The sequence below is a fragment of the Marinobacter fuscus genome (assembly GCF_003007675.1).
GTDB lineage: Bacteria > Pseudomonadota > Gammaproteobacteria > Pseudomonadales > Oleiphilaceae > Marinobacter > Marinobacter fuscus.
In genome coordinates this window covers 11,914-26,493 of the sequence record NZ_PXNP01000085.1, presented here as the reverse complement: position 1 = coordinate 26,493, position 14,580 = coordinate 11,914, and the positions used below count along the sequence as shown (strand labels likewise).

At 59.5% G+C, this 14,580-nt stretch carries 10 protein-coding genes; 6 read left to right on the top strand and 4 right to left on the bottom strand.

The genetic code is table 11. From position 1 onward, the window contains the following. Positions 1-744, top strand: a complete 744-nt coding sequence (locus tag C7H09_RS11425) for a Nif3-like dinuclear metal center hexameric protein (RefSeq protein WP_106762691.1) — start codon at positions 1-3, stop codon at positions 742-744. A 29-nt stretch (positions 745-773) separates the two neighbouring features. Here C7H09_RS11425 and C7H09_RS11420 read toward each other — a convergent pair whose 3' ends face one another. Next, positions 774-1,211 carry a Z-ring associated ZapG family protein gene (locus C7H09_RS11420; RefSeq protein ID WP_106762689.1) on the bottom strand — a complete coding sequence of 146 codons (438 nt, stop codon included), beginning with the start codon at positions 1,209-1,211 and terminating at the stop codon, positions 774-776. Positions 1,212-1,411: 200 nt separating this feature from the next. On the opposite strand from C7H09_RS11420, the gene zapE reads away from it, so the two are divergent. The 5 genes from zapE (at position 1,412) to C7H09_RS11395 (ending at position 10,303) form a co-directional block, all read left to right on the top strand. Then, on the top strand, positions 1,412-2,545 hold the full coding sequence (zapE, locus tag C7H09_RS11415; protein ID WP_106762686.1) for a cell division protein ZapE: 1,134 nt from the start codon (positions 1,412-1,414) through the stop codon (positions 2,543-2,545). 80 nt (positions 2,546-2,625) lie between these two features. Continuing rightward, complete coding sequence (locus tag C7H09_RS11410; RefSeq protein ID WP_106762683.1) at positions 2,626-3,810, top strand: thiolase family protein; 1,185 nt, start codon at positions 2,626-2,628, stop codon at positions 3,808-3,810. A gap of 219 nt (positions 3,811-4,029) precedes the next feature. Beyond that, on the top strand, positions 4,030-5,925 hold the full coding sequence (locus C7H09_RS11405; protein WP_106762681.1) for a DUF1302 domain-containing protein: 1,896 nt from the start codon (positions 4,030-4,032) through the stop codon (positions 5,923-5,925). Between the two features lie 33 nt (positions 5,926-5,958). Next, positions 5,959-7,320 (top strand): DUF1329 domain-containing protein, encoded by a 1,362-nt coding sequence (locus C7H09_RS11400; protein WP_106762679.1) that lies wholly within the window; start codon positions 5,959-5,961, stop codon positions 7,318-7,320. Positions 7,321-7,627: 307 nt separating this feature from the next. Continuing rightward, positions 7,628-10,303 (top strand): LuxR C-terminal-related transcriptional regulator, encoded by a 2,676-nt coding sequence (locus C7H09_RS11395; protein ID WP_106762676.1) that lies wholly within the window; start codon positions 7,628-7,630, stop codon positions 10,301-10,303. A gap of 35 nt (positions 10,304-10,338) precedes the next feature. Here the strand turns inward: C7H09_RS11395 and C7H09_RS11390 are convergent, their stop codons facing one another. From C7H09_RS11390 to C7H09_RS11380, 3 genes are all read right to left on the bottom strand, one after another. Then, entirely contained in the window at positions 10,339-11,235 is an 897-nt protein-coding gene (locus tag C7H09_RS11390) for an acyltransferase (protein WP_106762674.1), read from the bottom strand. 31 nt (positions 11,236-11,266) lie between these two features. Then, on the bottom strand, positions 11,267-12,199 hold the full coding sequence (locus C7H09_RS11385) for a glucosaminidase domain-containing protein (RefSeq protein WP_106762672.1): 933 nt from the start codon (positions 12,197-12,199) through the stop codon (positions 11,267-11,269). 66 nt (positions 12,200-12,265) lie between these two features. After that, positions 12,266-14,500 (bottom strand): hypothetical protein, encoded by a 2,235-nt coding sequence (locus C7H09_RS11380; RefSeq protein WP_106762670.1) that lies wholly within the window; start codon positions 14,498-14,500, stop codon positions 12,266-12,268. Positions 14,501-14,580: the final 80 nt, after the last annotated feature.

The following is a 14,580-nucleotide window of genomic DNA, read 5'->3' as shown; positions in this document are numbered from 1 at the left end:
ATGGCAACCCGGGACGAGATACTGCGTACCATCGACGAATGGCTGCAGCCAGGCAATTTTCAGGATTACTGCCCGAACGGATTGCAGGTAGAAGGCCGCGCCAGCGTTGATTCTATTGTCTCCGGGGTGACCGCCTCCCGTGCGCTGATCGAGGCCGCCATAGAGCAGCAGGCCGATCTTATTCTGGTGCACCATGGGTATTTCTGGAAGGGTGAAGAGCAGGCCATCCGGGGTATCAAGCGGCAGCGTATCAAGCAGTTGCTCGCTCATGACCTGAATATGGCGGCCTATCACCTGCCGCTGGATGACCACCCGGATTACGGCAACAACCGGCAGTTGGCCGAGGTGCTTGGAATCCGGAATCCCCGGCCGCTGGGCGGGCTGGTGTGGCAGGGTGAATTAGCCGAGCCTCTGCCTGCGGGCGAGTTCGCCCAGAGCATTGCCAGGGCTCTGAACCGGGAGCCTCTGCTGGTGGCTGCCGGTGATCATCCGGTGCGCACGGTGGGCTGGTGTACTGGCGGTGCTCAGGGCTACATCAACCTGGCGCTTGAAGCCGGCCTGGATGCGTACATCAGTGGCGAGATTTCAGAGCCTACGGCCCATACGGCCCGTGAAGGTGGTATTCATTACTACGCGGCAGGGCATCATGCGACCGAGCGTTACGGTGTGAAGGCTTTAGGGGCTGCACTGGCGGCGGAGTTTGGTATCCGCCACCAGTTCATAGATTGCGATAATCCGGCCTGACTTTTTTTGAATGCCACAGCCCGGCGGCATTACGCCGGGCGTTTCTCTTCCTTGTCCAGGCCGTAGTCTTCGGCCAGAGTTCCCTTGTCTTCGGGGTCATTCCGGGGTGCGTAGTCGCGGGGCGGTTCGGCGGCGTCAGAATCCTTGCCATGCTCCAGCCGGCTTGACGATGCCTGGGCGAGTTCTTCCGGCCAGTCATCATCGTTGCACAGGCGGTTGGCGCCCCGTGCCATATGCTGGTTTACATCCCGATAGGCATCGTTAAAACGACGCAGCAGGTGGGCAGACTCCATAAAGTGCTCGTTTACCTGAGCCTGGTAACGAGTGAACTCGCTGCGGAGCTCTTCAATTTGTTGCTCGGAGCGACGCTGCCTCAGGGTGGCGCCCTGGCCGGAACGGCCTACAAGCACCCCGATGACAAGGCCAGCCACCAATGCGGCAACAGCCGCCAGAATCAGGTTTGTCATTAAAAATCGTCCTTTCGTTGCCTGGAAATAAGCTCGTTCCCACTTCTCTGAGTATACCCCTCCGGACCAGTGGTTCCCATGATCAAATACTGCGCCAATCGTCGTATTGCCGCAGGCGGCGCCTGGCGTGGCGAAAAAAAGCGAAATAAGCGACAATATTGCGCCGAATTTTTCATGACTTACATTTTTCAGGAAGCCTGATGACAGTTGCAGCAGCCACCGGAACAGAGGTTAACCTTACTCCCTGGGAGCGTTACCAGAAGGATCTCGAGCGGCCGGATTTTCACAAAGATCCTGCGCAGGAAGATGCCGTAAAACGGTTACAGGCACTTTACGACAAGCTGGTGGCTGCGGAAAGCGAGCGCCCCAAAGGCCTGACCAAACTGCGCCGCAAGCTCAAAAAAGGTAAGCAGGAGCCGGTTAAAGGGTTGTACTTCTGGGGTGGCGTTGGCCGGGGTAAAACCTACCTGATGGACACCTTTTTCGAAGCCCTGCCATTTGAGCGGAAAATGCGGGTGCATTTCCATCGCTTCATGCAGCGCGTACACAATGAGTTGAAGGCACTGAAAGGCGAGAAAAACCCGCTGGATATCGTGGCGAAAAAGTTTGCCGACGAAACCCGGGTGATCTGCTTCGATGAGTTTTTTGTTTCGGATATCGGCGATGCCATGATTCTGGCCACCCTGATGGATGGCCTGTTTGGTCGCGGGGTTACCCTGGTGTGTACGTCGAACATTGTGCCGGACGGCCTGTATAAAGATGGCCTGCAACGCGCTCGCTTTATGCCCGCCATTGCTCTGGTGAAACAACACACCGATGTGGTGAATGTGGACGGCGGCGTGGACTACCGCCTGCGAACCCTGGAGCAGGCCGAGCTTTACCACTGCCCGCTAGACGAGCAGGCCGACATCAGCCTGCGCACCAGCTTTGACGCGCTGGCGGTTGAGGCGGCAAAGCACAGCAAGAGCATGGAAATCAACGGCCGAAAAATCCCGGCCCAGGCCCACGCAGACGACGTGGTCTGGTTTGATTTTCCGGATGTCTGTGATGGCCCGCGAAGCCAGAACGACTACATCGAAATCGCCCGCCAGTTCCACGCCATCATCATCAGCAACGTGCCGGTGCTGGGCAACGACAAAGACGACCAGGCCCGCCGGTTTATCAACATGATCGACGAATTTTACGACCGCAACGTAAAAGTCATCATCTCCGCCGCCGCCCCCATCACCAAACTCTACGCCGGCGGCCGCCTGAGCTTCGAATTCGAACGCACAGAATCCCGCTTGCTGGAAATGCAATCCAGAGAATACCTGGAAGCACCCCACAAGCCTTGACCAAATCAATGTGGGGTTTGAATGTGGGGTCTGACAGCGAGTGTCAGACCCCAAAAAAAGCACCAACGAGAGATCACAGCATGAGTCAGGACAACGTAGTTATCGTCAGCGGCGTACGCACCCCTATGGGCGGCTTTATGGGCAGTCTGGCGCCAGTATCCGCGCCGGAGCTGGGCGCGATCGCTATTGCCGAAGCGGTCAAGCGCGCAGGCCTTCAGCCTGCGGATATCCAGGAAGTCATCATGGGCAACGTGCTGCCCGCCGGTCTGAAGCAGGGGCCTGCACGCCAGGCCATGCGCAAGGCAGGGCTGCCCGACAGCACCGGTGCTACCACTATCAACAAACTCTGCGGCTCCGGCATGAAAGCCGCCATGTTCGCCCACGACCTGATCAAGGCCGGCACCAACGACATCATGGTTGCCGGTGGCATGGAAAGCATGTCGAACGCGCCTCATATCCTGCTGGGCGCGCGCCAGGGATACCGCATGGGCCCCGGGCAGGCGCCGCAGGATCATATGTTCCTGGACGGCCTTGAAGATGCCGAAACCGGCCGCCTGATGGGCTCGTTCGCACAGGAAATGGCCGACCAGAAAGGCTACACCCGTGAAGACATGGACAACTACGCCATCTCCTCCCTCAATCGCGCCAAAAAGGCCATTGAAGACGGCGTGTTGAAAGAAGAAATCATCCCGGTTTCGGTAAAGACCCGCAAAGGTGAAGTACTGGTTGAAGACGACGAGCAGCCACACAACGCCAACATCGAAAAGATCCCGAGCCTGCGCCCGGCCTTCGCCAAAGACGGCACGGTTACCGCCGCCAATGCGTCTTCGATTTCCGATGGATCTTCAGCCCTGGTGCTGATGCGCGAATCTGAAGCACAAAAGCGTGGCCTGAAACCCATGGCACGCATCGTGGCCCACAGCACCCATTCCCAGCACCCCAGTGAATTCACCTGTGCTCCGGTGGGCGCCATCAAGACCCTGTTCGAGAAAACCGGCTGGTCCGGCGACGATGTTGACCTGTATGAAATCAACGAAGCCTTCGCCATGGTTGCCATGATGCCGATCCGCGAACTGGGGCTGGACCCCGAAAAAGTAAACATCTACGGCGGTGCCTGTGCCCAGGGCCATCCGGTGGGTTCTACCGGCTCTCGCCTGCTGGTAACCCTGATGCACGCACTCAAACGCAATGGCAAGAGCAAAGGCGTGGCTGCCCTGTGCATCGGCGGGGGTGAAGCGACCGCCATGGCCATCGAAATGCTGTAAAACCAACAAGCTGGTTGCACTCCCGAATCTTGTCTATAGTGTGGGAGTGCGAACCCCGGCCGGGCGGAGAGTGACAGCAAAATCATACTTTTGACTGATCAAAGCCGCCACAGGCGTTAGCTATAGTGCAACCATCACGGCACTGTATGCACAGCCGTCAGGACATCAAAACCAGAACAATCGAGCAGCGACTCAGAACAACAACGGAGTAGCCTTCCAATGACAAGAAAAATTCAGCCTTGGCAGCGTTGGGCCAAGTTACCACTTGCTGTAGCCATTGCCGCTGGCGCATCCGGCCAGGCCTCTGCATTGTCCTATTATCTGGGGGATGTCGAGGTACAGGTGAACACCACCTTGTCTGCAGGTGTGGGCTGGCGTGTTGAAGATCCGGATCAGCGGCTGATTGCGCAGGGTAACCTGGGGCCGAGTTACGCGTTCACCCAGAACGGCGCGTCAACCAACAACTACGACGACGGTAACCTGAACTTCGAAAAAGGCGACACCTACTCGAAGATTGTCAAAGGCAACACCGAGCTGTTCCTTGATTACGCCGTCGACAGCCAGTACCTCACCCGGGTGGGCGGCCTGCTCCGTGGTCGCTACTGGTACGATTTCGAACTCAAGGATGAAAACCGCGCCATCGACCCGGTGGGCAATCGCCGTGAGCTGAACTCCTTCGCCAAGGGCAACGCCTCGGGCGGAGAACTGCTGGATGCCTATATCTTCACCGACTGGTATTTCGGCAATGTGCCGGTCAGTGCCCGATATGGCAAACAGGTGGTGTCCTGGGGCGAGAGCACCTTCATCCAGGGCGGTATCAACACCATCAACCCGGTTGACGTACCCGCCTTCCGCGCTCCCGGCTCCGAGCTGAAAGATGCGCTGCTACCCGTTGAAATGTTCTATGTGTCTGCCGGTATTACCGAAAACGTTTCGGTAGAAGCCTTCGTTCAGGCCGACTGGGAGCCGGTACGCCCGGACGACTGCGGCACCTTCTTCTCCACCAACGACTTCGCTGCAGACGGTTGTGGCCCGGTATTGCTGGCGGGGCAGCTCTCGGACCTGCAGGCCGAGCAGCAGGGCTTTATCGCCCCCCGTGGCGGCGATGTGGAAGCCGACTCCAAGGATCAGTTCGGTGTGGCCATGCGTTGGTACGTGCCGCAATTGAACGACTCGGAACTGGGCTTTTACTACATCAAGTACAACAGCCGCCTGCCATACGTTAGCGGCTTCGCCAACAACCCGGCGGGCAGTGTTAACCAGGATTACGATCCCAGCCTGCCGTCCAGCCGGTTCCCGACCTACGTTATGGAATACCCGGAGAACATCAATCTGTACGGCATCAGCATCAACACCACCACACCGGGTGGCTGGTCACTGGGTGCCGAGTACAGCTTCCGGGATAACGTACCCCTTCAGTGGAACGCGTTTGAGCTGATTTTCGTCGGCCTGCAGAAGCGTGGTCCCAACGGTGAAATTCTCAGCCTGCTGGAACAGCAGCGCCGTGAAGAGCAGGGCAATGGAGCCAATATCGGCGGTAAGGGCTTCGAAGGCTACGACCGCTTCAAGGTGTCCCAGGCCCAGTTCACCCTGGTCAAGTTCTTCGATCAGGTTATGGGTGCCAGCCGCCTGTCACTGATCAGTGAATTTGGTGCAACCTACATTCACGGCCTGCCCAGCTTGTCAGAAGCCCGCTATGGCCGCTCCGGTACCTTTGGTATTGGCACCATTCCGACCGTGAATGGCGATCTGTGTGCAGAGTCTGTGGGTGGCAACGCGCCGGAGAACATCAACACCAGCAATTGCACCAACGACGGATACACAACCGACTTCTCCTGGGGTTATCGTGCCCGTCTGGTATGGGATTACCCGAACGTCTTTGCAGGTGTAAACCTGTCTCCGCAGCTGGCCTGGAGCCACGATGTGAAGGGCTACTCCCCGCAACCGGGCGGCGCCTTCAACGAGGGTAGCAAAGCGGTTGGCCTGTCGGTACAGGCGGTTTACCAGAACAAGATCACCGGCAACATCGGTTACACCAACTTCTTCGGTGGCAAGCCCTACAACGAGTTGACCGACCGTGATTTCGTGAGTGCAAGCGTCTCTTACTCATTCTGAGCCGGATCGAATTCGTTTAACGAGGTACTTTAAATGAAATTGAACAAGAAACTACTGGCCACTGGCGTATTGGCTGCAAGTCTTTTCACCGGCCAGGCTCTGGGCGCGGTGTCTGCAGACGAAGCGGCCAAGCTGGGTGACTCCCTCACCCCGATGGGTGCGGAAAAAGCAGGTAACGGCGGCGCTATTCCCGCCTGGACAGGCGGCATGACCACGCCGCCAGCCGGTTACAAGGGCGACGGCATCTATGTAAACCCGTTCCCCAACGAGCAGGCTGAATTCGTTATCGACCAGAGCAACGTTGATCAGTATGCCGACAAACTGTCCCCGGGGCAGGTGGCCATGATCAAGCAGTACCCGGATTACAAAATCCCGGTTTATCCCACTCACCGCACGGCGGTTTACCCGAAGGCAGTGATGGACGAAACCGTCGCAAACGCCACCAAGGTAGACTTGATCCAGAACGGCAACGGCCTGGGCAACTACGAGAGCGCCACGCCGTTCCCCATTCCGCAGAATGGCCTGGAGGCAATCTGGAACCACATTACCCGCTACCGGGGTGGTTCGGTGCAGCGTAACGTGGGCCAGGTAACGCCGACGGCAAACGGAGCCTACTCGGTGGTCAAATTCCAGGATGAACTTACCTGGAGAACCTACCTGTCGGATTACAAGCCGGGTGAAGACGACAACGTGCTCTTCTACTTCAAGCAGGCCATCACTGCGCCTGCTCGCCTGGCCGGTAACGTACTGCTGGTTCATGAAACCATCGACCAGGTGAAAGAGCCGCGTCGGGCGTGGATTTACAACGCCGGTCAGCGCCGTGTTCGCCGTGCGCCCCAGGTGGCCTACGACGGCCCGGGTACCGCAGCCGACGGTATGCGTACCTCAGATAACTTCGATATGTTCAACGGCGCACCGGACCGTTACAACTGGGAGCTGCTGGGCAAGAAAGAGATGTACATCCCGTACAACTCCTACAAGCTGGTGGATCGCAGCCTGAGCTATGACAAGATCGTCAAGGCGGGCCACATCAATCAGGATCTTACCCGTTATGAACTGCACCGGGTGTGGCACGTACGCGCAACCCTGAAAGATGGCGAGCGCCATGTGTATGCCCAGCGTGATTTCTACATCGACGAGGACTCCTGGCAGGCGGCAATCATCGATCACTACGATGGCCGCGGCGAACTCTGGCGCGTGGCAGAAGCCCACGGCATGCAGTTCTACGATCAGGATGTGCCCTGGTACGCGCTTGAAACCCTGTACGATCTGCTCTCGGGTCGCTACCTGGCCCTGGGCCTGACCAACGAGGAGAACAACCCGTACTCCTTTGGTGTTGAGCGTCAATCCCGGGACTACACACCGGCGGCCTTGCGCCGGGCGGGTACGCGCTAAGCGCAGCGCCCACCTGCAGTACCTGAAAAGCGGCGGCCCCTGGGTCGCCGCTTTTTTGTGAGTGCTTTACTGACTTCGGTTGCCTCTGTGATGAAAATCCGCCTTTAAGCCGTTTTATTTCCGCCAATTTTTTGCAGCGTTACCGCCTTTCGTTTAACCTCACAATCAATAGTCATACTAAAGGCGTACCCGAAGCAGGTCGCCATGCCGATTGCGGCGATAGCTACACGTTTTTTTGTCCGATAGCTACACGTTTTTTTGTCCGATTGCGGCGTTTGTGCCTGGTCGGTTCTGAGTGGGGCAGTGCGTGAACAACCTGAAAGACGGCCGTGCGGCCAACGACGAGTTCCAGACCGCCAACAGCGGGTTCCAGAGCGGAGAACAGGTGCGCGATCTGATCGAACACCGCCTGCGGGTACCTGCTATTGCTGAGGCCGATCTGCCTCGGCCCCGGCTGGATGCCACCATTCTCAACGCTCTGAAACCCGGGCGCCTGCTCCAGCTTGAAGCACCCAACGGTTACGGCAAAACCCACGCCCTGGTGCGGGCACTGGCGGCGGATTCCACCCTGCAGGTTCGCTGGATATCCCTGAACAGCGGCGATAATGCGCCTTCCCGGTTCCTGTCGATTCTGGCGGCGGCAATGGATCTGGCGGAAGGGCTGCCGGCCAGAGGCGGCACCTTTGAAGATCATCTGGCCCTGATGCTGAACGCCCGGGACCGTTACCGGCCCGCTGGCAATGAAGTGCTGGTGCTCGACAATGTCCATCACCTTACCAACCCCTCGGTAACTGGCCTGTTACACCAGCTGGTGACTCACCTGCCGGGCGGGCTCTCTGTCGCCATGGCCTCGCGCCTATCGCTGCCTTTCGAAAGCCACACGCTGGAGTTGCAGGGAAATTACACCCGGCTTGGCCCGGAGACACTGGAATTTACCCGCACAGAAACCTTCGATTTTTTTCAGACAGCGGCTTCGGAAAGCCCGATTACCAGCGTGGCGCTGGATCACCTGTACAGCCTCACGGAGGGCTGGCCTACGCCGCTGGCGCTGTACCGGCGGGAGCTGGCCCTGGGCACCGAGCGCCACGCGCTATACGAAACACCCTCGGTAGAACGCTTTCTCCGCGACACCGTGTTGCTGCCGCTGTCTGCACCCCGGGTGAAATCCCTGCGTGCCATGGCCGAACTGGACACCTGCTGCGACGAGCTGTTTTTTGCCGTGGAGCCTTCGGTGGCGGATTCCGGGATGGCACCCTCGGAAGCCGCCGAACGCGGATTGCCCATCAAAGCCATTCCGGGCCGGGGCCGCTGGTTCCGTTTAAACCCGCTGCTGCAGGCCTGGCTGAGTACTCCGGTGATGGGCGGCTACGTCACCCGAATGCTGATTGCCAGCCAGTGGTTTGAGCAGCGCCGGCAGATTCCTGAAGCTCTCAAATACGCCGTACTGGCGGGCAGCCACGATGAAGTGGTGCGGATTGCCTCGGAAAGTACTGAAGCCCTGCTGCTCGGGCAGGATACCGCCTCGTTGTTGTCGCTGCGCAAAAACCTGCCGCCGGAACTGCTGGAGCAAAGTGCCCGGTTGCGAATTGTTTATGGCTGGGTACACGCCATTGGTGGCCAGTTCCGCCAGGCCCGGCAACTGCTGGAGAATTTTCCGGTGGCGGACCGGGAGGCCCAGCAGGCCAGAATTCAGGCGCTGGAAGCCTTTATCCTGCGCGGTGAAGGCTATGTCCAGTCCGCACTCGATACCGCCGAACAGGCACTGGCCAACAATACCCTCTCTACCCAGGCGCAACTGGTTACCCAGATTGTCCGTTCCAGCGCCCTGTGTGCCGCCGGGCGCTTTGCTGAAGCCCGCGATGCCAACCGGGCGGCTGCCAGGCTGGCCAGAGAAGCCGGAGATGCCGGTTCCGAGGCCCTGTCGGTATACGCTCACGCTCGCATAGAGCTGGGCAAAGGCGCATTACGCCACGCCGAACAGCTGCTGCGCACCGGCCTGGATACCGCCACGCAGGAACTCAGCCGGCCCGCCAGAGTGGGCGAAACCCGGTTGCAACTGGATTTGGTACTGGTGCTCTGGCACCAGGGGCGGCTTGAAGAGGCAGACCGGCTACTGGTGAACTATACCCGGCACGCAGAACAGGCCCGGGATATCGGCTTGCTGCTGGCCATGGCGCTGCGGGTACTCAAGTGCCGGGCCCAGGGGCGGCTGGACGATGCGTTTGTCTGGATAGGCCGGGCCGAGCGAACCATGCATGCCTGGCAGGTAGACGAAGCCCTGTATCTGCCGGTACTGGATGCCCTGAAAGCCAGTTGCTGGCTGCTGCAGGGGCAGTTCGACAGCGCCGAACAGGCCATCCGGCGGCTTGAGCCCTACCTGCAGCAGGGCCGGGTGCCGGAGCTTTTTCCGATGATGCCGGGGTTGCTGGATTGTCTGCTGGTACGGGCAGATATCGCCAGAGGCGACTTGCTGAGGGCGCGTAAGCGCCTGGACGAGGTTATCCAGCGGCACGAAGGCTCCATGCGCTGGGGCCTGCAATTGCACATTGGGTTACTGGACGCCCTGCTGCTGGAGTCTGAGAAAGGCTTGCCAGCCGCCCAAAAACAACTGGAAACCATGGTTGCCAAAGCGGGGCAGGAGCATTTCATCAGCCCCTTTGCCGAGCTGGCGACCGAACTTGCCCCACTCATTCGCAAGAGCTTTCACCAACTGCCGCCATCGGATTTTGTGGCTGCTCTGGGTGAGCTGTTTCAGTGCCAGGCCGCACCGGAGCCGGTAGCTGCACTGGCAGAACCCATCAGCGACCGGGAGCAGGGCGTTCTGGAACTGATTGCCAGTGGCCTGTCGAACCAGGAAATTGCAGACCGGCTGCATATCTCACTGCACACGGTAAAAACCCACGCCCGGCGCATCAACGCCAAACTGGATGTGAAATCCCGCACCCAGGCCATCGTGCGCGCCCGGGAACTGGGGCTGCTTTGATTCGGGCCGGATTGCTACGGCCCGGGGCTCCGGTATCAGGAGCCCTGGCTTAATTCCTCAATGCGCTGGTCTTTCTCGGCCCACAAGCTGCTTACCCAGCGCTGGAACTCCACCCGGATTGCCCGGTCGTTCTCATAGTCCATGCCCAGAAACTGCTGCGGTACCTCGCGGGTGCGAATGTCGATAATAATGTGCCGTACCCGGCCGCACAGGTAATCCCAAATGCCCGGCCTGCCGCCGGGGTAGACAATGGTTACGTCCAGCATGGTGTGGATCATCTCGCCCATGGCACCAAACACAAAGGCGGTGCCACCGGCCCGGGGTTTGAGCAGGTGTTTGTAGGGTGAGTTCTGGCGCTGGTGCTTGGCCGGGGTGAAGCGGGTGCCTTCCATAAAGTTGAAAATGGTAACCGGGGTATAACGGAACTTCTCGCAGGCCGCTTGGGTGGCGGCAATGTCCTTGCCCTTCAGCTCCGGGCGCCGGGCCAGCTGCTCTTTTGTGTGCCGGTGCATAAACGGAAAATCCAGAGCCCACCAGGCAACGCCCAGCAACGGCACCCAAATAAGCTGCTTCTTCAGGAAGAACTTCAGCAGCGGAATGCGGCTGTTCAGCACATACTGGATGGCGGGAATATCGGCCCAGCTCTGGTGGTTACAGGTAACGAAGTACCAGTGCTTTTTGCTCAGGGTTTCGGCCCCGCGAACATCCCACTTGACCCGGTGCAGCACCCGCACCAGGGTGTTGTTGAACCCTATCCAGTACCAGGCAATGGTGTTCAGAATAACCGTACAGACTTTGCGAAAACCGGTAACCGGAACCACCAGCTTGATCAGCGCCACCGCCAGCAGCAGCGGCAGAAACAACACGGTGTTCAACAGAATCATCAGCGCGGCCAGAGTGCCTTTGACCGGTGCGGGCAAAAAATCAAGCATGGGGCTATCCCTGTCTCTTCAATTATCAGAATCAGCTTTCAAAGGGTGTTCCGGGGGCACCGCCACTGCCGGGCGGCAGCAAGGACTCCGGCATGGCAGAGGCCAGGCGCTGGAACTGCTCGGCGGATCGCTCACCCAGCAGCGCCCGGAACTCCCGGTCGTAAAATTCCAGATTGTTATACCGGATCATGGCGCGGATTTCCTGCACGTATTCTTCTCCGCGCTCGGAATAGTCCCGCAGGCCTTCCGCCAGCTCGTGGCCAGAGAGCGGGTTTTGTGCTTTGCGGTCTGCCAGCCGGATGTCCCGGACGGTCTGATAGGCCGGATGGCGATTCAGATTCTGGATGTAGGACCGTACCGAATAGTAGGGCGACGCGAACTTTGCCACCTCATGATCCGCACCTTCAACCCGGCTTTGGGGCACCAGGCCGCAGCCCTGGGTGAAGCACCACTGGCCGAACAGGTTGTTACCTTTTCGGGCGAAGCGGGAGGTGCCCCAGGCGGATTCGTTGGCAGCCTGGGCCAGGATCAGTGAGGGGGGAATTACGTCCAGGCGTTTGCGCAGGCGGGCGAACTGCTCGGCACTGCCCGTTTCTGCGTTTACACGCAACCGCTCGCCTTGCCGGGTGAGCCAGGCTTTGTCGGTGGCATCCAGCCGGGCTTTCCCGGCCAGATGATCAAGGTATTCCCGCTCCAGAAGAATGCGGGAATTGGCCAGCACAATGCGCGGATACAAAAACGAGAAGAAGGCGACCTTTTTTTCGGTGGTGTCGCGATACACGGAAAAATCCGGCAGCCGCTCATTGGCCCAGGCGGGTAAGGGGGGAAGGCCTGCCAGCTGAACTTCACCGGCGTCATCACCTGGCAGCTGCCCGTTGATGGCGGGAGGCTGGTACCAGGCACCGCCAAGTGCAAAGGCAACCACGGGAACGGCGAACATCAGCGCTCGGAAACTGGCTGTCATAAACCCCTCGTATTCATCGATATAGCCTGAATTATAACAGGTAATACGAGCCGGTTGCCGCTTGGGTCAGGGGCGTTGGGTTTCCTCCACCAGCGTGGCCAGTAACAGCCCAGCTCGCTGTTCCGGGCCGGTGTCGTCTCGCACTGCCAGAAACAGCTGGTCTCCGGATTCGGTATAGAAGCCCGACAACGTGATGTCAGCGCCTGTTATAGAGACGCTGCCGCTGGGGTTGCTGATGTAACCGGCGGTCACCGAAAGCCCGGTGGCGGCAGGCGCAGTAACGCGGTTCTGCCGGATACTGTGCTGCACCAGCATGGCGTTGCCCTCAAGGCGGGCCGTGCCGCCAGACAAAAGCAGCTCGGCCCCGGCAAGGTGATACAGCCGGTTATCATCGGGCGTTACGCCCACAAACGCGCCCTGAAGGCGATAACGGCCAGGCTTGAGCTCACCCTGGGTGAGCTTCTTACCGGCAATCATCAGGCCGCTGCCCAGCACCTCATCGTTCAGGTTGAACGCCAGTAGGTTCTGGTTCGGGGTGGTGGCGCCGATGCCCAGATCTGGTTGTCCGAAGTTCGGGTCGTTCTGCGCCGGGCGACGGTCGGCCTGAGTGCGGAACAGCCCCAGCCTGCCCATATAGCGATCGCCGTTGCTCAGGCGGGACTGGCGGTTCAGCAGGTTCCAGGTATCGGTGCTCTGGCGGCTTGCGCCGGTAGCACCGGAGCCATCCCGGGCCAGGGTGAAGCTGTTCAGGCTGGCCTCGCCGCCCAGGCTCTGATTGCCATAGCTACCCAGGCGCCACTGGCCATGGCCGGATTCAAAGGCCGCAGGCTGGCCGTTGCCGAACCTGGCAGCCAGATACACATGGTGAAATTCCTCGCCCGCCAGCGGCTCCAGGTCGGTTTCGGCCTCACCCGGGCGCTGCAGGTTCAGCTCGAACACCGATACATAGTGATCCTCAAGGGTTTGGCCGCGGGTTAACTGGTTTTCACTCTCCGACAGAGCAATGGCTTTGCCCGCAGTAAAGTAACTGGCCAGAACCCGATCCGGCCCGGCCTGAGGGTTCAGGGGCTGCGAGGTGTAGGCATCCAGAAAGTAGGGATTTCGGGTCCAGCCGTTGATAACGCCGCTTTCCCGGCCGGTAATGGTCTGGTAAAGCGTACGCCCGGCCAGCAGGCGGGCCGGAGCTTGCGTGGTCAGCGTGGCAGCCCCGGGGGCGCTGGAATGGTTATTCAGGCCCCAGTCGCCGGCGTTGCGGGCAAAAAAGGCAGCCTCCGGAGAGCCGGTGCCGGACACATCGTGAAAACCATGAATCAGGGTTTGGCGGCCATAGGGGATATCAGACGCCAAAGAGGTGATGTTCAGGTTAAACGCATCGAATGAGGTCAAGGTCAACGCCGGGTACAGGAAGGCTGCGTTATCTGCGGCCAGCGGTTTTTCCTGGGCAAAACGAACGCCCCATTGCCCGGCCCCAGACACCCGTGATTCCCGCCAGGTCTGCCCCAGTTCCAGGCCGAAGAACACCGAATTGTAGTCGGCAGCACTGGCGCTGATACGGCCCGAGGAATCGGCATCCAGCAAGGCATAGCTGGCCATACTCTGCACAAACTGCCGGAAGTCGGCCCGCGCCTCCAGCGCGTCCAGGGCCTGATTCAGGCTGGCGCCCGTGGCAATATCAATCTCGAAATCGTGCACCTGGTCTGCCAGTGTGCCCCACACATACTTGTTCAGGCAGTTGGGGTTATCCACGCAGGCCTGCACGGTTTGCAAGTCCAGCGTGGAGTAGTCTTGCCACAGAATGCGATCCACCAGATAGTGGGAAAACGGATTCACCTTCACATTCCGGTCTGCGTCGGCAGCCAGGGCTTTCAATATATAGCTGCCGTAACGGGCCTCCACAATCACATCGGGGCCCAGCGGTACGCCGTCGGCAAAGGTAATCACCCGGGAGCCGTCGCTGGCCGGGGTTTGCCGGTAGTCCACATCGTCGAACACCTGGCCGCTGGTGTTGGTGCGATACACCCGCACGTCATCGGCGGTTACGATGTTCAGGTTGCGCCGGGTTGCCTCGCCGCCGGGTGCCATTGCCCGGGGAAGTTCCAGCGATACACGAATCTGGTTTGGCTCCAGGCCGTTGGCACTGCCGGAATCGCCGGTACTGCCAGAGCTGAAATCGTCAAAGGCGTTCTGGTTGTCGCCGAACCGGTTGGGAATCTCTTTGGCGCCGTCCACCGCGCTCTCGCCGCCACCGCAGCCAGCGAGCAGAACACCAAGAGTAAGCAGAGCAACAGAAGAATACTTCATGCCAGGCGATCCGTTTGCAAATGTTTACAGAGCCTAACAGTAATGCCGAAGGGGGAGCGTGAATGGCAGCACGAAACCGG

What these genes read in the sequence shown, in the direction of transcription:
- C7H09_RS11425 (WP_106762691.1), top strand. Translation starts at nt 1, where the DNA reads ATGGCAACCCGGGACGAGATACTGCGTACCATCGACGAATGGCTGCAG.
- C7H09_RS11420 (WP_106762689.1), bottom strand. Translation starts at nt 1,211, where the DNA reads ATGACAAACCTGATTCTGGCGGCTGTTGCCGCATTGGTGGCTGGCCTT.
- zapE (WP_106762686.1), top strand. Translation starts at nt 1,412, where the DNA reads ATGACAGTTGCAGCAGCCACCGGAACAGAGGTTAACCTTACTCCCTGG.
- C7H09_RS11410 (WP_106762683.1), top strand. Translation starts at nt 2,626, where the DNA reads ATGAGTCAGGACAACGTAGTTATCGTCAGCGGCGTACGCACCCCTATG.
- C7H09_RS11405 (WP_106762681.1), top strand. Translation starts at nt 4,030, where the DNA reads ATGACAAGAAAAATTCAGCCTTGGCAGCGTTGGGCCAAGTTACCACTT.
- C7H09_RS11400 (WP_106762679.1), top strand. Translation starts at nt 5,959, where the DNA reads ATGAAATTGAACAAGAAACTACTGGCCACTGGCGTATTGGCTGCAAGT.
- C7H09_RS11390 (WP_106762674.1), bottom strand. Translation starts at nt 11,235, where the DNA reads ATGCTTGATTTTTTGCCCGCACCGGTCAAAGGCACTCTGGCCGCGCTG.
- C7H09_RS11385 (WP_106762672.1), bottom strand. Translation starts at nt 12,199, where the DNA reads ATGACAGCCAGTTTCCGAGCGCTGATGTTCGCCGTTCCCGTGGTTGCC.
- C7H09_RS11380 (WP_106762670.1), bottom strand. Translation starts at nt 14,500, where the DNA reads ATGAAGTATTCTTCTGTTGCTCTGCTTACTCTTGGTGTTCTGCTCGCT.